Origin of the sequence: Acinetobacter sp. 148 (genome assembly GCF_031196675.1) — a bacterium.
GTDB classification, from domain to species: Bacteria; Pseudomonadota; Gammaproteobacteria; order Pseudomonadales; family Moraxellaceae; genus Acinetobacter; species Acinetobacter baumannii.
Map to the genome: position 1 here is coordinate 20,127 of NZ_JAVIMT010000041.1, position 18,808 is coordinate 38,934.

The window sequence follows — 18,808 nt, forward strand, 5'->3', positions numbered from 1 at the left end:
AACTTGCAAAAGGGGAAACTAAAAAAACATTAGAGAATCAAAAATTTATTTTGCAAAAAGGCAAGGTTCTCCATGTTTTTTCTCAAATTCTTTGACCCAAGTCTCATGTATGTTTAGCTCTTCATCTGAAGGGTAAATAACAGGTAATTCAATTTGAACTCTAGCTTTGGTCGTTTTTTGCTGGTCACTTTCACTTTGCGATAGGGCATCCATATCAAAGGAAACTTGACCACCTGTCATTGCCAAGTAAACATCAGAAAGAATTTCAGCATCGAGTAATGCGCCGTGGAAAGTACGGTCACGCGCTGGAATTTCATAACGTCTAACTAAGGCATCAAGTGAGTTTTTCTGCCCAGGATGCTTATTTTTCGCTAAAGCTAAAGTATCGGTAACTTCACAAACTTCTGAAAGAGCAGGTAACCCAACACGCTTAAACTCCATATCTAAGAAGTTCATATCGAAGGTTGCGTTATGGGCAATAATTTCTGCGCCTTTTAGGTATTCAAATAAGGTATCTGCAATTTCTGCATATTTTGGTTTGTCGACCAAAAACTCATCTGTAATACCGTGGACTTGAACAGAGTCACCCACTGGTTTTTCAGGATTAATATAAATGTGAATCGAACTACCCGTAAGCTTACGGTTAATCATTTCGATCGCACCGACTTCAATAATGCGGTCACCATCTTGGAAATAGAAACCAGTTGTTTCCGTATCGAGTATGAGTTGTCTTGGGCCTTGTAATTTAAGCTTGGCTTCAGTCATCACAATTTGTGGATGAATATTGGTAGTTTGCTGTTGTTCTTCTTGTTCTACAGCCTCAACTAGATTCATTTCTTCATCCACAACAATCATCTCAACTTCTTGTGTCTGCTCTAAAGTGACCGTCTCATCTTCGGTTGTTTCAACCAGATCGAATCCGAAAGGATCGTCTAGTAACCAGTCTTGTTCATGCTTTTTTATATCTTGCGATACAGTGGCTGACTGTGGTTGCTTAAGTTCTTGAGCAGTTTTGTCTGCACCTAAATTCGCAAGTTGGTCAGCCATTTCATTACCTGCATGTCCTGCATGGCCTTTAATCCAGTTCCATTCAATATTTCTACCCGCACAAACGGCATCGAGTTTTTGCCATAGGTCAGGATTTTTAACATCTTTCCAGTTTTTCTTTTTCCAACCATGAATCCATTCTGTAATACCTTGCTTCACATAATTTGAGTCTGTCCAGACAATTAATTGAGCATCAGGAGGGCAAAAAGAAATTCCTTCAATAGCCGCAGTAAGTTCCATACGGTTATTTGTTGTATCGGGTTCACCGCCAAATAATTTATGTTCACCCTGTTCGGTAATGACATATGCACCCCAACCGCCTAAACCCGGATTGCCACGACATGCACCATCAACATACAGTGTGATTGTTTGAGACATAAATCGAAACCTAAACTGAAAGAAAAAGAGCTGAATTTGGTGTATTGTATACGCAAAAAGTTCGGTTCCATCGTTACAAAGCAAGCTTTTTTTAATTTCTTGTAACATTTCCATGCAAATGACATTAAATTATTGCCTTGTCTATCTTGCATGCTTTACTACAATGGCATCGAAGACCTAGGGTTTGTGGGCAGACCCCAAGAAATATTACGCGAGTTGTTTGGAAGTTTTTATGTATAAACCAACCACATTTGTGTGGCAGCCATCTGCAGCATCATTATTCAAAATTACAGTCCTTAGCTCTGCTTTAGCTGCGTTGGGTATTACAACAGGCTGTTCTTCGACTCCGCAATCTGCAAAAACCTCGAAAACAAAACAGGTGAGTGGAGCAGGCTATCTTGATGCAAGCAGTCTGGACTCTTTAGAAGACTTACTTTCAGCAACAGATATGCGTGCTGTAGAGGGCGACCGTTTACTTATTTTAAAACACGGTGATGTCTGGAAGCGTATGGCCGTAGGCTTCAAAATGGACCTCAATCATTGGGATCCACGTATTGAAGCGCAGCGTAGTTGGTTTATCTCACGTCAGCCCTACCTTGACCGCTTAAGTGCTCGCGCAAGTCGTTATTTATATCATACTGTTAAAGAAGCAGAACGCCGTGGTCTTCCAACCGAACTTGCGTTATTACCAGTGATTGAAAGTTCATATGACCCAGCTGCAACAAGTAGTGCGGCGGCGGCGGGTTTATGGCAATTTATTCCTAGTACTGGTCGTATTTATGGTTTACAACAAACGGGTATGTACGACGGACGCCGTGATGTTGTGGAATCTACTCGTGCTGCCTATGAGTTTTTAGGAAGCTTATATAACCAGTTCGGTTCATGGGAATTAGCTTTGGCTGCATATAACGCTGGTCCGGGTCGTATTCAACAGGCGATTAACCGAAATCAGGCTGCTGGTTTGCCAACAGACTATTGGTCACTAAAATTACCGCAAGAAACCATGAACTATGTTCCGCGTTTCTTGGCTGTTGCACAAATTATTAAAAACCCACGCGCTTATGGGGTTTCGTTACCTCCGATTGCAAACAGACCCCATTTCCGTGAAGTCACCTTATCTGCACCATTATCTTTAAATGAAATCGCGTCGGTGACGGGTCTTAGTCGTGCTGAGTTATATGCATTAAACCCAGGCTATCGTGGTGAAACAGTAGACCCTGCAAGTCCAATGCGTATTTTGATTCCAGCTGATATAAGTCCTTCAGTGGATAACAAGTTAAAAGGAATGAAAGCAGGTGGAAGTTCAGGCTGGTGGGCAAGTGTTACTTCGCCGTCTAAACCGACCACAACAACTTCAACCTCAGTCACAGTTAGAACTACTCCATCAACTCCAGCTCAGCCAGTAAGACCATCGACGCCTGCTAAAACAAGTAGCAGCTCGGTAACGGTAAAAACTGCAACACCTCGTGGTTCTGATGCGCTAGCTGCTTTTGCAGCGTCAGCTGATGTACCAAGTGCACCACGTATTCCTGTTGCGGTCACTCCGGCTGCAAATATCAAACCTGTGAGAATGGAACCGCCAATTTCAGCAACTGAACGCGAGAAAATTTTAGCGGCAGTGCGTGCTGAAGGGGAAAAGGAAACAGTTGATCAAGCTTTAGAGCCTCAAGCTACTCAAGCTGAAAAAGATCAAGTTGTTGCCGAGTTAAAAGCACTTGCACCTCAGGGTACAGAAATTGTCGATCCGTATGACGGCAAAATTAAGTTAACCGCAATTCAGACCAGCCAATCTGTTGCTGAGCAGCAAGGTAAAGAAGTAAGTAAAGGTTTTGCTTATCCAAAAACTTTAGCTGAAGATGCAACTCTTGCAAACTCTGAAGATGCTCAGCGCAATAAAGATAAGCCTTATATCAAGACTGATACAGATGTTGTGGTTGTACAACCTAAAGGTAAGCGTAGTACTTATACAGTACAACCGGGCGATACTTTAGCAGTTATTGCCATGAAGAATGGTGTGAACTGGCGTGATGTAGCTAAATGGAACCAGATTGATCCTGAAAAGACTTTATTTGTAGGAACCAGTCTATATCTCTATGATGCTAAGCCTCAAGAGGCGGAAACTACGGCAAAATCGGCAACTAAACCTGATGTCTATGTTGTTCAAGCAAATGACAGTTTAACAGGAGTGGCAAATCAATTTAATTTGTCAGTGAAACAGCTAGCTGAATATAACGATTTGTCTGTAACAGATGGCTTGTTTGTAGGGCAAAAATTACAGTTAAAAGAGCCTAAAGGTAATCGTGCTGCTAAAGTAGAACCAAAGGCAATTCAAGCAAGTACACGTCGTATTGCAACGAAGAGTTATACGGTTAAACGTGGCGAATATTTGAAATTAATTGCAGACCGTTATGCATTATCTAATCAAGAGTTGGCAGACCTAACACCAGGGTTATCAGCTGGTAGTAGTTTAATTGTAGGCCAAAAAATTAATGTACCTGCAAAAGAAATCACTGTTGATGAAGTTGATGACAGCAAGGCTTCTGGTAAATATGAAAAGCTTGCAGCAGGTCCATCATATAAAACTGAAAGTTATAAAGTGCAGCGTGGTGATACATTATCAAGCATTGCGACTAAGTCTAAAATTAGCCTAGCTGAGCTTGCTGAACTGAACAACTTAAAAGCCAACAGTCATGTCCAACTGGGACAAACTCTAAAAGTTCCGGCTGGTGCATCAGTTCCTGACCAATATGTTGTGCAGTCAGGCGATAGCTTAAATGCAATTGCAGCTAAATATAACTTACAAACCAGTTATTTGGCTGATTTGAATGGTTTGTCACGTACTGCAGGCCTTCGTGCTGGTCAGCGTTTAAAATTAACTGGTGAAGTTGAAACAACTAGCAAAGTTTCGGCTAAAAATACCAAAGAAGAAACACCAGAGACCTACACAGTTAAATCTGGTGATAGCCTAGGAAATATCGCCAACCGCTATCATTTACAGTTAGATTACCTTGCTGCATTGAATGGTTTGTCTCGCAACAGTAATGTTCGTGTTGGTCAACGCTTAAAATTAACAGGTGATTTACCAACAGTAGAAGCAGCTAAAACGGATACGGCGAAATCCTCTCCAAAAGCTGTAGTTGCAGGAAAAAATACTGAAAAGTACACGGTTAAAGCTGGTGAGTCGTTAAATGCTATTGCGAGTCGTGCGGGTATTTCAGTTCGTGAACTTGCTGAAATGAATGCATTAAAAGCAAATGCCAATTTACAGCGTGGACAAAATATTGTGATTCCAAAAACTGTAGTGGAATACAAAGTCAAACGTGGTGATACCTTAATTGGTCTTGCGAGTAAATATGGTTTAGAAACCACTTTATTGGCGGAACTCAACAACCTAACACCGTCGACTCAATTGCGTATTGGCGATATCATTAAAGTGCCTAATTTATAGAATAATTAGTACTTTATGCAAAAGTTATATTCTCAACTGAGCCTGCTAGTCGGGCTCAGTGTTTTTTCGCAAGTTATATTCTCTGCTCAGCAAACCACGCCTTATATCGCAATTCATTCTAAGCCTAAATATCTGGCAATGGCTGCTATGCCTTATGCCAACCCGAATGCACCTAAAGGCGGAGTATTGAGTCAGGCTGCGCAAGGGACATTTGATAACTTAAACAGTATGAACGGTAAGGGAAATGCGACAGAAGGGGTAAATTATCTTTTTGATACCTTAATGACCCAGTCACTTGATGAAGTGGGCGTGTTATATCCACTCTTGGCAGAAAAAGTTTCGTATGATCCTATAAAAACTCAGTCAGTTACTTTTTATTTAAACCCAAAAGCTCGATTTAGTAATGGGCTGCCCGTAACAGCTGAAGATGTGAAATTTAGCTTTGATACCTATCAAACTAAATCTAATTTTGGTCTACAAATGTATCTTGCAGACTTAGCGAAAACAGAAGTGATAAACTCACATCAAGTTAAATTCACTTTTAAGTCCAGCCATAATCCTAAAATGCCATTTGTTGTGGCGAGTTTACCGATTTACTCAAAAGTAGATTGGCAGAAACGCGATTTTACCCGTATTAGCTTGCAACCGATTATAGGTTCAGGGCCTTACGTGGTTGAGAAAATTGATGCAGGTCGGAGTATTAGTTATAAACGTAATCCAAATTATTGGGCAAAAGACTTACCTATTAATAAAGGGCGCTATAACTTCGATCATTTAAAGTATGTTTATTACCGAAATTGGGATATTGCATTCGAAGGTTTTAAATCTGGGCAATATACCTTGCATGAAGAAACTAATCCTAAAAAATGGGTTACTGACTATCATTTTCCGGCTGTAAAAGCAGGCTTGGTAACGCAATATAAATTTAGACATCATAACCCCATTGCAACCGAGAGTTATGTTTTTAACACACGGCGCAAACCTTTCAATGACATCCGCTTTAGACAAGCTTTAACTTATGCCTATGATTTTGAATGGCAAAATAAAGCTTTGTTTTACGGACAATATCAAAGACTACAAAGTTATTTTGAAAATAGTGATTTGGCAGCGACAAGTCGTCCTTCAAACAATGAAATGGCCATATTAAAGCCTCTTTTGCCAAAGCTTTCTCCAATCATGCAAAAAGCTGTTTTGGCTGATTGGAAATATCCAGCTTCAGATGCCAGTGGTTTTAACCGGCAAAACCTATTACTTGCTAGACAGTTGCTGATTGAGGCGGGTTATAAAATTAAAGAAGGGCAGTTATATACGCCCGAAGGCAAACCTGTACAAATTGAGTTTCTCATTCAGCAAGATGGCAAACAAAGAACACTGATGCCATTTGTAAGAAATTTAAAAAAATTAGGAATTAATATTAATTTACGGCAGGTTGATGCGCCGCAATATTTAGAACGTACACGCCGTTATGACTTTGACATGACTACGATGAATTTGCCGCAATCTTTAAACCCGGGCAATGAACAGGCTCAGTTCTGGGGAAGTGCAGCAGCAGTTCAAAATGGCAACTATAACTACGCTGGTATTCGTAATCCCGTAATTGATGAGGTGATTTCAAAACTGGTCACTGCCAAAGACCGTGAACAGCAAATCACTTATACTCATGTTCTTGACCGATTGCTTCGTGCAGGATATTACCAGATCCCGACTTATGGAAAAGGGGATTATTGGTATGCGTACTGGAATATGTATCAGCAGCCTAAAGTGAAACCTGTGCTCTCTGCCGGTATAGAGTATTGGTGGAATAATGCAAACCAAGCTAAGAAAGTTGCTCAATATTTACATCAACAATAAAAGCACGTACCTAAAGGAAATCCTGTTATATGGGTTCATATATTCTAAAGCGACTTCTTTTAATGATTCCAACGTTGTTCATTATTTTATTGATCAACTTTGTGGTCGTGCAAATTGCACCGGGTGGACCAGTTGAACAGGCAATTCATGAAGTAGAAAGCGGTTTAGGACCAGGGCGTATATTAGGCACTGAAAAATACTATCAAGGTGCTAAAGGCTTAAGTCCCGAAATGGTCGAGCAAATTAAAGCCCAATACGGGTTTGACCATCCTCCAGTAGAACGTTTTTTACTGATGTTAAAAGGCTATTTGACTTTAGACTTTGGACAAAGCTTTTTTAAAGATAAATCAGTGGTTGAGCTGCTCTGGGAAAAAATGCCCGTGTCAATTTCACTTGGGCTATGGAGCACTTTGCTGATTTATCTTATTTCAATTCCACTTGGAATTAAAAAAGCCAAACAACAAGGTACATGGTTTGATCGTTCCACTTCTTTATTACTAGTGGTGGGTTATGCAGTACCCAGCTTTGTCTTTGGTATACTACTTATTGTCTTTTTTGCTGGCGGTTCATATTTTCAGTGGTTCCCACTACAAAACCTAGTGTCAGATAATTTTTATCAATTGAGTTGGTTCGGAAAAATTACGGACTATTTATGGCACATGACGTTGCCGCTTATTACCATGGTGTTGGGTGGTTTTGCGAGCTTAACTTATTTAACCAAATATTCATTTTTAGAAGAACTCAATAAACCTTATGTCTTGGCAGCTTATGCAAAAGGTTTAAATAGCCAGCAAGTCTTATATAAACATGTATTCCGTAATGCCATTTTAGTGGTTCTTGCTGGATTGCCTGAGGCTTTAGCAGGCATTTTCTTTGTGGGAAATCTTTTTATTGAAATTATTTTTCACCTAGACGGTGTAGGATTGTTGGGCTTTGAAGCAATTGTTCAGCGAGACTATCCGGTTATTTTTGGCGTATTGTTTTTCTTCACGCTGTTTAGCCTGCTTTTACGTCTTATTTGCGATGTACTGTATCAATGGATTGATCCGCGTATTCACTTTGACGCACAAGGAGGCAAATAATGTCTTTTATTGTGCGATCACGACTGCAAAAGTTTAGGCAACATAAATTAGGTTGGGCAAGCTTTGTTTTGTTTAGTCTCATTTTGATGATGTCCTTGGCTGCTGAGCTCATTGCTAACGACAAACCATTGTTGGTGAAATATGAGGACGCTTATTATTTGCCTATCTTTAAAACATATCCCGAAACCACTTTTGGTGGCGTGTTTGAAACAGAAGCAGATTATAAAGATCCCGCTGTACAAGAGCTTATCAATCATAAAGGATGGGCTATTTGGCCCCTTATAAGATTTTCTTACCAGACTCCTAATTTAGACTTGGCTGTACCTGTGCCATCGCCACCTTCTAAGCAGAACTGGTTAGGAACAGATGACCAAGGGCGAGACGTGCTTGCACGTATTCTCTATGGGCTTAGAGTCTCATTACTTTTCGGCTTGGCTTTAACAGGTTGCGCAGCACTACTTGGTATTTTTGTGGGTGCTATACAAGGCTACTATGGTGGCTGGGTCGATTTGTTAGGACAACGGTTGGTAGAAGTTTGGAATGGTTTACCCATGCTCTTTATGGTCATGATTTTGGTCAGCATGTTTACCCCAAATGTATATTGGCTATTTTTTATTATGCTGTTCTTTAGCTGGACTGTACTTGTGGGAATTGTCCGTGCCGAATTTTTAAAAGCGCGTCAACTTGACTATGTGCGTGCGGCTCAGGCTTTAGGTGTAAATGATAGAACAATTATCTTTAAGCACATTTTGCCAAATGCCATAAGTTCTAGTCTATCGCAGTTACCTTTTATTTTGACGACTAATATTATTGCTTTAACCGCACTCGATTTCTTGGGCTATGGTTTGCCGCCAGATGCAGCCTCTTTAGGTGAGTTGTTGTTGCAAGGTAAAAATAACTTAGACGCACCGTGGTTGGCTTTATCTGGGTTTTTTAGCTTAGCTTTTGTATTGTCATTATTAATTTATATTGGGGAGGCGGCACGTGATGCATTTGACCCAAGAAAATAACTTAAATGTAGATGCTAGCTTGCTAAATATAGAAAACCTTTCAATCTCTACGCAAGATCAGCCTTTATTAGAAGGTCTCAATTTACACTTACAAGCAGGTGATACGCTTGCAATTGTAGGTGAGAGCGGTTCAGGTAAAACAATAAGCTGTTTGGCAATGATGGGATTATTACCAGAAAAATTAAAAACATCTGGTCGTATTATTATTGATTCAAAAAATATTTTAGAAATAGACGAAAAGACGCAAACACATATACGCGGCTGCCAAATTGCCATGATTTTTCAGGAGCCTTCTACGGCTTTAAACCCATTACATCGTGTTGAAAAAATTGTCGGTGAAAATTTTATTTTACAAGGTGGGTCAAAAGCGAAAGCTCAACAGCAGGTAATTCAATTATTAAAAGATGTAGGAATCGCTAATCCAGAGTACATTTTAAAACGTTATCCGCATGAGCTTTCTGGAGGACAAAAACAGCGGGTCATGATTGCAGCTGCGCTAGCTCTTCAACCTAAAATTTTAATTGCAGATGAACCAACTACCGCGCTTGATGTGATTTTACAGACGCAAATTTTAGAATTATTAAAATCTTTGCAAAGCAAATATGGTATGGCACTGATTTTAATTAGCCATGATTTAAATTTGGTACGCCGTTATGCTGATAAGCTGATTGTATTACACAAAGGACAAGTTGTAGAGCAAGGTCAGCTTCAGCAGATCTTTAAAAATCCTGCGTCAATTTATACCCAGCAATTGTTAGATCATGATCTTGGTTTCGCTGAGCAACGTTCAACCAGTCATAAGATTTTATCTGTTCAACAACTCAATGTTAAATATCCAATACGACGTGGTTTCTTTAACCGAATTCAGGGTTATACCAATGCGGTTGAAAATGTAAATTTTGAGCTTGCTCAAGGCGAAGCATTAGGCATTGTGGGTGAAAGTGGATCCGGAAAATCTTCATTGGCTTTGGCTCTGGTTCGATTAATTAAAAGTGAGGGACAGATTAACTTTCTAGGGCAAGATATAAACCGCTTAGAACAAAAAGCTTTACGCAAGATCAGGTCAGACTTACAGATTGTTTTCCAAGATCCATTTGGTAGTCTAAACCCACGTATGACGGTAGGGCAGATTGTTGCTGAAGGGTTAAAAGTCAAAGCGATAGCTGATAAAGAAATTAAACAGCAAGTTGAATCAGCTTTGATAAAAGTTGAGTTGGCAGAGGGCTTTCAACATCGCTATCCACATGAACTTTCTGGTGGGCAACGACAACGTGTTGCTTTAGCGAGAGCTTTAGTAGTTCAACCTAAACTTTTAATTTTAGATGAACCAACGTCTGCCTTAGACCGAACCACGCAAAAAGCGATGATTCAATTATTACGACGTTTACAACAAACAGAGCACTTGAGCTATATTTTTATTAGTCATGATTTAAATGTGGTCAAAGCACTGTGTCATAAAGTGATGGTATTACGACATGCAAAAGTTGTGGAATATCAGCCGACTGAGCAGTTATTTAATGCTCCAAAAACTGAATATACCAAGCAGTTAATTGCGGCAAGTTATTAAATTTATTTAATAAGATTCTGTTTTATAATAATAAATTTTATTTAAATTTTTAATGCAAAAAGTTGCATTTTTTTATATTTTTTAAATTTGACATGTGCTATTGTCAGTTATCGATTTCCCCTTGACATGACCTATAACTCATCTAAATTAGAGTAATTGCTCTAAAATATTAAAAGAGGTTAACCATGAGCCAGATTGCACAACCAATCACAATTCGAAATACTACATTTAAAAACCGGATTATTAAAGGTGCAATGAGTGAGGCACTTGCAAACTATGAAGGCCAGCCGAATGACTTACATTTAGGCTTGTATAGTGCATGGGCCAAAGGTGGTTTGGGCTGTGCGATTACTGGAAATGTTATGGTCAATGTAGAGGCCAAAAACGAACCCGGGGTAGTGGTGATTGAAACCGAGCGTGACCTAGAGCGTTTAAAAGAATGGGCAGCAGTCGGTAAACAATATGGGATGGTACAGCTTATCCAATTGTCTCACCCTGGTCGTCAGTGTCCAAAGGGCCTAAATAAAGAAACAGTTGCACCTTCGGCAGTTCCTTTTAGCCCAGCTTTAGCGACGATGTTTGGTACTCCACGCGCTCTTACGCATGAAGAAATTTTGGATATTATTAAACGCTTTGCGAACGCTGCTCGTATTTGTGAAAAGGCAGGTTTTGAAGGGGTACAGTTACATGGCGCACATGGCTATTTAATTAGCCAGTTTTTATCACCATTAACCAATAAACGTACAGACCAGTGGGGTGGTTCAATCGAAAACCGTACTCGCTTTTTACTAGAAGTTTATAAAGCAGTACGTGAAGCAACTTCTGATAATTTTATTATTTCAGTGAAGCTTAACTCTGCTGACTTCCAGCGCGGTGGTATTAGCGAACAAGATGTGATTTCGGTATTTAAAGCAGTTGATGAAGCAGGGATCGACTTAATTGAAATTTCAGGTGGAACTTACGAAGCACCTGCAATGGCTGGTGCCAAAGCTGATAAACGTAAGGCAAGTACTATTGCACGTGAAGCGTATTTCTTAGACTTCGCTGAAAAAATCCGTCAGCATGTAAAATGTAAACTTATGGTGACAGGCGGCTTCCGTACGGTCGAAGGCATGAATGCTGCTTTGGCAAGTGGTGCATGTGATTTTATTGGTATTGCTCGTCCACTTGCTGTTGAAACTGATTTAACTGACCGTTTAATCGCAGGCCAAGACGTTCGCTACGCCGTAAAACCAATTAAAACAGGTTTACCTTTTGTCGATAAAATGGCGATTATGGAAATCATTTGGTATGCAGCACAATTTAAAGCTATTGGGCAGGGTAAAAAGCCAAATCCTAAACTGTCACCGTTAATCGTGTTTTTAAATTATGCCAAGGGTAATATTAAGGCTGTTGTTCAAGGACGCGTGAATTCACGTAAGTCAGCGTAAAAATTTCTTAAAGTAAAGGTACTATTTCTAAGGATGAAATAGTACCTTTATGCTCAATTTAGAACGTATAGCTCATACCTAATTGAACGGTACGTGATTCACCCGGATAAGCATATAAATTGAAAGCACTTTCATCATAAACTTTATCAAAAATGTTCTTCACATCTAAGTTAAGACGAAGTTTTGGTGTCGCCTGATAATAAGAAACCAAATCTGTAACTGCATAACCTTTCATGGTATAGGTACTATTAGCTGTCTGACCTGCACGTTTATCAATATATTTTTGATTGATGCCTAGACCTAAGCCTTGTAAAGGGCCATCTTGAAATTCATAGATATTTAAAAGATTAAAACTATTCTTTGGAATATTGGCTAGAGCTGTTCCTTTGTGCAAAGTATTATCTTTAGTTACTTCCGCATCTGTATAGGCATATCCACCAATAATTTTCCAAGCTGGTGTAATTTGACCAGCAATATTTAACTCAATGCCACGGCTACGAACTTCGCCAGCAGCGACTTTATAAGCTGAATCAATAGGGTCTAGTGTTAAGACATTTTCTTTATTGGCGTAAAAAATAGCGGAATCAATTGATAACATATTATCAAGTGCTTGCCATTTAAAACCTAACTCGTAAGCCGTACCTTCTTCAGGATCAAAACCTTCTCCGTTACGGCTGGCGCCAGTATTTGGTTTAAAAGATTTTGCAGCATTGCCATAGAGTGAAAGGTCATCACTTGCTTTATAAACTAAGCCTAAACGTGGAATAAATGCATCATGACTGGTATTCCAGTTGGTAGTATTTGGTAATAGGTTTTTGTAATCGTGCTCGTAATGTTCAAATCGTAAGCCTAAGAGTGCGCTTAAACGCTCATTTAAGCCGATTTGGTCTTGTACAAAAAGGGCCGTTGTTTTTAAGTTTTCACGGTCATGTGTGGTTACACGATTGAGCTCAGGTAAAGGTTGCCCTAAAACTGGATTATAAATATTAATAGGGTAGCTACCGATATCTCCGCTTGAGCGAATAATGTATGACTTATAATCATAATTTTCATATTCAAGCCCAGTCACTAAAGTATGGGCTAAACCTAAAAGCTGAAAATTACCTGTGAGATTAATTTGGGCATCGGTATCTTGCCATTTTAATTCGCGATAATTGTAATTTCGCCCTAATGTTTCTCCATCAGCCTGAATGCCATTTGCTTCTACTGCATAGCCATGCAATTTGCCATTTAAATATTGCACGCCAGCATTTAGCTTCCAGTCATTCCCAAGGTCATGTTCAACTCGTAATTGAGTCATATTGTTATCATTGTAGAGTCGATTGTAGTATTTACCCGTTTCCCATAAATAGGTTTCTGGTGAGCTATTAAAAGATTTCTGTGTTGGATAACGTGTATGACCACGGTCGAGTGGATGTTGGTTTCTTAAAATATCGGCTTCAAAAGTAACCTTGGTGGCATCAGTAGCTTGCCATTGAATGACTGGTGCAATTCCATAACGTTTAGATTCGACATGGTCACGGTAACTATCCCCACCTTCTGCAATTACATTTAGGCGATAACCAATATTTTCTGCATTTGGGATAGTACCTGTTGTATCGACAGTAGTGCGATATAAACCTTCACTGTTGAGCTGTGCACCTAAAGTGGTTTGTTGCTCAGACTTTGGTGTTTTAGAAATTAAGTTAAACGTACCGCCTGGGTCACCACGTCCATATAAGCTAGAAGAGGGGCCACGTAAAACGTCTACACGTTCAATGGTGTTACTATCTGGCGCATTTGGATAGCCACGGTTAATTGGAAACCCGTTTCGATAAAACTCACCACTGGTAAACCCACGCACGTTAAAACCAGTTAAACCTTGACCACCAAAGTTATTAGCACGAGTCACGCCACCAGCTAAATCAAGTGCTTCAACTAAGCGAGTTGCACCAATATCTTCAATTACTTTTTGGGTTACCACGCTCACAGATTGCGGGGTATCTTGTAATGCAATTTCACTACGCGTAGCACTACTGGAACTATCCACTTTATAAGTCTGGTCAGATGCCTGTTGGGCTTTAATTTTGATAGTTGCAAGAGTAGTCGAAGAGTTGTTCGTGTCTGCAAAAGCAGCTGGAATACAGCATAGTTGTGCAATACTCAGGGAGAGAAGGCGAAGCTTAAGATCCATTTAAAACCTTTTTGATAATAAATATCAGTATAAAAATAAGAATTATTATATTGTAAATCTATGTAAAGGAAATACTGGATCAGTGATATATTTGCACAAGTGTATTTTATTTAGAAATAAAGAAAAATATAAAAAGAATAAGAAGACAGAACTTAGAGAGAAAAATTTTATATGAAGAGAATATGGCGTCCCTACGGGGATTCGAACCCCGGTTACCGCCGTGAAAGGGCGATGTCCTAGGCCTCTAGACGATAGGGACGTTGAGGATGGCGGTATCTTAAGAAGCCGCCACCAAACTGTCAAGGAGGTAAGGAGACAGTTTGTTCAAAATATAGCAAAACAGTTCAGCAGTCTTTTGAGTATCGTATAAAGCAGAGTGTGCTTCTTTACCATCAAACTCAATTCCAGCTTGAATACATGCTTTTGCAAGCACTGTTTGTCCAAACATTACTGCACTTAAAGTGACCGTATCCATCACTGAAAAACTATGGAACGGGTTTTGGTTTTTTGTACCTGAGCGAGCAATGGCCGCTTGTAAAAACCCAAGGTCAAAATGCGCGTTGTGGCCTACGAGTACTGCATGAGTACAATGTTGCTGTTTACGAACTTCATTGACCGATTTAAAAATGCGACGTAAAGCAGTTCTTTCATCTTCAGCCATTGCAATACGCATTGGGTTGAATGGGTCAATACCAATGAAGTCTAGCGAACGGCGGTCGAGGTTAGCCCCTTCAAAAGGGTTAATATGTGCATGAAATGCAGGACCAGGGACAAATTGTCCCTGAGCATCATATACAATCGGAATGCATGCGATTTCTAGCAATGCATCTGTCTGGGCATTAAAACCTGCCGTTTCAACATCGACAACAACAGGTAAGAAGCCACGAAAACGTTGGCCAATGACCGGGACAGAGTTTTCTTGTGTCACACTTTTCTCCATTGCAGCGTTTTCCCGGCATGCAGCGGGATGATTTTTTGATTATCTAAATAATCAAAAGATTCTGGAACGAGGTTATCTTCTTTAACCAAAGTAATGGTAGAAGTATTACGTGGTAGACCGTAGAAGTCCGCACCAAAATGGCTAGCAAAACCTTCTAGACGCTCTAATTTACCGACTTGGTCAAATGCTTGTGCATAAAGCTCAATTGCATTTGGTGCACTATAGCAGCCTGCACATCCACAAGCATTCTCTTTTGCATTTTGTGCATGAGGAGCGCTGTCTGTACCTAAGAAAAACTTAGGATTACCGCTTGTCGCCACTTCAAGTAAAGTCGTTTGATGCGTTTGGCGTTTTAAAATTGGTAAACAGTAGAAGTGCGGTTTAATACCACCAACCAACATATCATTACGGTTAAATAATAAATGTTGTGGAGTGATTGTTGCCGCCACATTACGGTCTTGTTCTAAAACAAAGTGTGCTGCATCACTGGTAGTGATGTGCTCAAGCACAACTTTAAGCTTCGGGAACTGTTTCAATAGAGGTGATAATACCTCATCTAGGAAGCGTTTTTCACGATCAAAAATATCTACATGATTATGAGTTACTTCACCATGAAGCAATAACGGAACTTGATGCTCTTCTAATTGCTCAATGACTGCATAAACTTTACGAATATCACTCACACCATTATCGGAGTTTGTGGTCGCACCAGCAGGATAAAGCTTAATCGCATTTACATGTTCAGATTCTTTAATTTTACGAACTTCATCTGGTGAAGTGTGGTCAGTAAAATAAAGCACCATACGAGGGTCAAAATTATTGCCTTCTGGAACATGAGCAAGAATGCGTTCGCGATAAGCTAAAGCTTCTTCTACTGTTTTTACAGGCGGTACAAGGTTAGGCATACAAATCGCGCGGGCGAATTGTTTAGCCAAATCTGGAACAGTACGTTTTAATGCTAAACCATCACGTAAATGTGCATGCCAATCATCTGGCTGGAGCAGGGTAATAGAGTTCAAGGCAGTTCAAACTTCGAAATAAAACAAATGATAATCGATAAAGTGTGAAAATGGTAACGAGAATTACGGACAAATGGCAAAATAAAGCGCAGGGAGCTTTAAAAAATAATGTTATATTTTGTTAATGCAGAATATGTAGGAATCGACTAGTGGCGAATAGGGGAAATGTACATCAATTACTCAAATCTAAAGAAGAAATCGAGTATTTGGTCACTCTACATACCCATCGTTATGCCAATATGCCTTTGCCCAAGCAACTGGAAAAAAAATTCTGGTGTTTAAATCTTGATCGAACTAGACAGAACATCTCAAAGTTTTTAGCAAGTGGTGTACTCACTTATTTAATTTTTATTTTACTGGCCCTGCCGACCGACTATTTAGTGATTGGGGCACCTTATATTACTTTGGACTTTATTCATTGCTTACTTAGTGCAATGAATATTGCACTTGCCCTGTTATTGTTTTGGGTTTTTGCCAAATTTACAAAACTCTCCGAGCACTTTTATTTAGCTGCATGTGGCATTGTATTTTTAACCATTATTATTAATGCGATGTTATTGCTTAGTGTCGGAAATATGGCACTGAAGAACCAGTCTATGTTGCTTCTTTCATTTTTATATATGCTCGGGTTCATATTAAGTGGTATTAAACCTTTGCATATGCTTTGTGTTGGTTTATTGGCAGCATTTTTAGTTTTTGCTTTTCTTATTTTGTTAGACGTAAATTGTGACTATATTGCACTGGGTCGTGCTTTGTTCGGTAGTTGTATTTTAGGTTTCTCGATTAGCAGTATGCTCATCTCAAGAGAAAGAAGCCTTTTTTTAAATAACCAGCTTGCTGAAATTAATGAACAGATCTTACGGATTGAAGCGTCGGAGTTATTGCATTTAAGCCAGCAGGATGCCCTGACTCAAATTTCGAATCGACGTACATTTGATGAGATGTTTGATTTTTTCTACTACCGAGCAAATCAAGAGAAGCGTCCTTTAGCTGTTTTATTTATTGATATTGATTTTTTTAAAAACTATAACGATTTTTACGGGCACCAGATGGGAGATAAAGTCATCTCTAGCATTGCCGCAGCAATTAAAAACTCAATTCGTCATGTCGACTTTGTTGCGCGTTATGGGGGCGAGGAGTTCGTTGTACTTTTACCTGAAACACCTGCACAGGGTGCTTATTCAGTGGCTGCAAATATCTATAAAGCCATTGAGCGGCAAGCGATTCCTCATGCAGCTTCTTTAGTGTCGAAGTATGTCACTATCAGTTTAGGGTTTACCGTATATACGGGTGGGCTAAAGATGGGACAAGATAGGCTTATTCATGCGGCAGATCAGGCTTTATATCGGGCAAAACAGCTTGGTCGTAATCAAATTTATTATCAACCATTACAAGTCGCCGAAATTGCCTAACTTAACTTTAAGTATAAAAAAGCCACCTATTGAGGTGGCTTTTTTGACCTTATAAGAAATTATTTTTTCTTATTGTCTAATTGAGGTACAGCAGAACCTTGACCGATTGAAAGTAAACCAGCATCTGTATAGATACCTAGTTTTGCACGTGTATCGGTAATGTCGAGATTACGCATAGTCAACTGACCAATACGGTCCATTGGCGTAAACATTGAATCACCTTTTTCCATTGTTAAACGTTCAGCTTCGTACGTTAAGTTTGGAGATTCAGTGTTCATGATGGTGTAGTCATTACCACGACGAAGTTCAAGAGTCACTTCACCAGTAATCGCTTTAGCTACCCAACGCTGTGCAGTTTCACGCAACATAAGCGCTTGTGAGTCGAACCAACGGCCTTGGTAAAGTAAACGGCCTAAACGTAAACCGTTAATGCGGTATTGTTCGATCGTATCTTCGTTGTGAATACCAGTAACCAAACGCTCGTAAGCAATATGAAGAAGGGCCATACCCGGTGCTTCATAGATACCACGAGATTTCGCTTCGATAATACGGTTTTCGATTTGGTCAGACATACCTAAACCATGGCGACCACCAATACGGTTTGCTTCAAGAATAAGCTCAACCGGATTGTCAAAACGCTGACCATTTAATGCAACAGGTACACCTTCTTCAAAACGTACAGTCACTTCTTCTGGTTTGATTTCAACTTCTTCTTTCCAGAAAGCAACGCCCATGATTGGGTCAACGATTTTGATACCTGCATTTAGGTATTCAAGATCTTTTGCTTCGTGAGTTGCGCCCAACATGTTTGAGTCAGTTGAGTACGCTTTTTCTTTTGACATTTTGTAGTCAAAACCGTTGTCGATGAGGAACTGTGACATTTCTGCACGGCCACCAAGCTCATCAATAAAGTTTTGATCTAACCACGGCTTATAAATTTTAAGATTTGGGTTAGTCAACAAACCATAACGATAGAAACGTTCAATATCGTTACCTTTATAAGTTGAACCGTCACCCCAGATGTTTACGTCGTCTTCTTTCATGGCAGTAACGAGCATAGTACCTGTTACTGCACGACCGAGTGGAGTTGTATTGAAATAAGGAACACCACCTGTACTGATATGGAATGCACCACACTGAATTGCAGCAATACCTTCAAGCGCCAATTGTAAGCGGCAGTCAATCAAGCGAGCTTTTACAGCGCCATATTGTTCTGCTTTCTTTGGAATTGCATCGTAGTCATCTTCATCTGGCTGGCCTAAGTTTGCAGTATATGCATAAGGCTCAGCGCCTTTTTGTTTCATCCACAATAAAGCAGCTGAAGTGTCTAGACCACCGGAGAAGGCAATCCCAACTTTTTTGCCTACTGGTACATGCTGCAAGATAGTTGCATTATCAGTCATTGCTAATCCTAACATTTATGAAAAAGACCCCGTTGAGGCGGTCTCGAG

The 18,808-nt window shown here is 39.8% G+C and carries 12 protein-coding genes and 1 tRNA gene; 7 read left to right on the forward strand and 6 right to left on the reverse strand.

Going from position 1 to position 18,808, the window contains the following annotated elements; genetic code table 11:
- Positions 1 to 45: 45 nt before the first annotated feature.
- Positions 46 to 1,425 (reverse strand): DNA polymerase III subunit epsilon, encoded by a 1,380-nt coding sequence (gene dnaQ / locus RFX69_RS07630; protein WP_289332699.1) that lies wholly within the window; start codon positions 1,423 to 1,425, stop codon positions 46 to 48.
- Between the two features lie 232 nt (positions 1,426 to 1,657).
- On the opposite strand from dnaQ, the gene RFX69_RS07635 reads away from it, so the two are divergent.
- The 6 genes from RFX69_RS07635 to RFX69_RS07660 all read left to right on the forward strand — a co-directional run bounded on the left by RFX69_RS07635 (position 1,658) and on the right by RFX69_RS07660 (position 11,813).
- On the forward strand, positions 1,658 to 4,873 hold the full coding sequence (locus RFX69_RS07635) for a LysM peptidoglycan-binding domain-containing protein (RefSeq protein ID WP_289332698.1): 3,216 nt from the start codon (positions 1,658 to 1,660) through the stop codon (positions 4,871 to 4,873).
- Positions 4,874 to 4,888: 15 nt separating this feature from the next.
- The gene (locus RFX69_RS07640) at positions 4,889 to 6,724 is read left to right on the forward strand and encodes an extracellular solute-binding protein (protein WP_289332697.1); all 1,836 of its coding nucleotides are present in this window, start codon (positions 4,889 to 4,891) and stop codon (positions 6,722 to 6,724) included.
- Positions 6,725 to 6,753: 29 nt separating this feature from the next.
- Positions 6,754 to 7,806: a microcin C ABC transporter permease YejB gene (locus tag RFX69_RS07645; RefSeq protein WP_289332696.1), complete on the forward strand. Its 1,053-nt coding sequence runs from the start codon at positions 6,754 to 6,756 to the stop codon at positions 7,804 to 7,806.
- Positions 7,806 to 8,816, forward strand: a complete 1,011-nt coding sequence (locus RFX69_RS07650) for an ABC transporter permease (RefSeq protein ID WP_032046713.1) — start codon at positions 7,806 to 7,808, stop codon at positions 8,814 to 8,816. The genes RFX69_RS07645 and RFX69_RS07650 overlap by 1 nt, the downstream gene beginning before the upstream one ends.
- Positions 8,791 to 10,383 carry an ABC transporter ATP-binding protein gene (locus RFX69_RS07655; RefSeq protein WP_289332695.1) on the forward strand — a complete coding sequence of 531 codons (1,593 nt, stop codon included), beginning with the start codon at positions 8,791 to 8,793 and terminating at the stop codon, positions 10,381 to 10,383. The genes RFX69_RS07650 and RFX69_RS07655 overlap by 26 nt, the downstream gene beginning before the upstream one ends.
- Before the next feature lie 185 nt (positions 10,384 to 10,568).
- Positions 10,569 to 11,813 carry an NADH:flavin oxidoreductase/NADH oxidase family protein gene (locus tag RFX69_RS07660; protein ID WP_000077965.1) on the forward strand — a complete coding sequence of 415 codons (1,245 nt, stop codon included), beginning with the start codon at positions 10,569 to 10,571 and terminating at the stop codon, positions 11,811 to 11,813.
- Positions 11,814 to 11,871: 58 nt separating this feature from the next.
- On the opposite strand, the gene RFX69_RS07665 is transcribed toward RFX69_RS07660, so the two are convergent.
- The 4 genes from RFX69_RS07665 to pyrC form a co-directional block, all read right to left on the reverse strand.
- Positions 11,872 to 13,986, reverse strand: coding sequence for a TonB-dependent siderophore receptor (locus RFX69_RS07665; RefSeq protein ID WP_289332694.1), 2,115 nt, complete (start codon positions 13,984 to 13,986; stop codon positions 11,872 to 11,874).
- Between the two features lie 183 nt (positions 13,987 to 14,169).
- A tRNA-Glu gene (locus RFX69_RS07670) sits at positions 14,170 to 14,245 on the reverse strand.
- An 18-nt stretch (positions 14,246 to 14,263) separates the two neighbouring features.
- Positions 14,264 to 14,926 carry a ribonuclease T gene (rnt, locus tag RFX69_RS07675; protein WP_001982681.1) on the reverse strand — a complete coding sequence of 221 codons (663 nt, stop codon included), beginning with the start codon at positions 14,924 to 14,926 and terminating at the stop codon, positions 14,264 to 14,266.
- Positions 14,911 to 15,945, reverse strand: a complete 1,035-nt coding sequence (pyrC, locus tag RFX69_RS07680; protein ID WP_001084867.1) for a dihydroorotase — start codon at positions 15,943 to 15,945, stop codon at positions 14,911 to 14,913. Before pyrC ends, rnt begins: the two co-directional genes overlap by 16 nt.
- A gap of 149 nt (positions 15,946 to 16,094) precedes the next feature.
- Here pyrC and RFX69_RS07685 point away from each other — a divergent pair, with 149 nt between their 5' ends.
- On the forward strand, positions 16,095 to 17,357 hold the full coding sequence (locus RFX69_RS07685) for a diguanylate cyclase (RefSeq protein ID WP_031965703.1): 1,263 nt from the start codon (positions 16,095 to 16,097) through the stop codon (positions 17,355 to 17,357).
- A 59-nt stretch (positions 17,358 to 17,416) separates the two neighbouring features.
- On the opposite strand, the gene argG is transcribed toward RFX69_RS07685, so the two are convergent.
- The gene (argG, locus tag RFX69_RS07690; protein ID WP_001986427.1) at positions 17,417 to 18,775 is read right to left on the reverse strand and encodes an argininosuccinate synthase; all 1,359 of its coding nucleotides are present in this window, start codon (positions 18,773 to 18,775) and stop codon (positions 17,417 to 17,419) included.
- Positions 18,776 to 18,808: the final 33 nt, after the last annotated feature.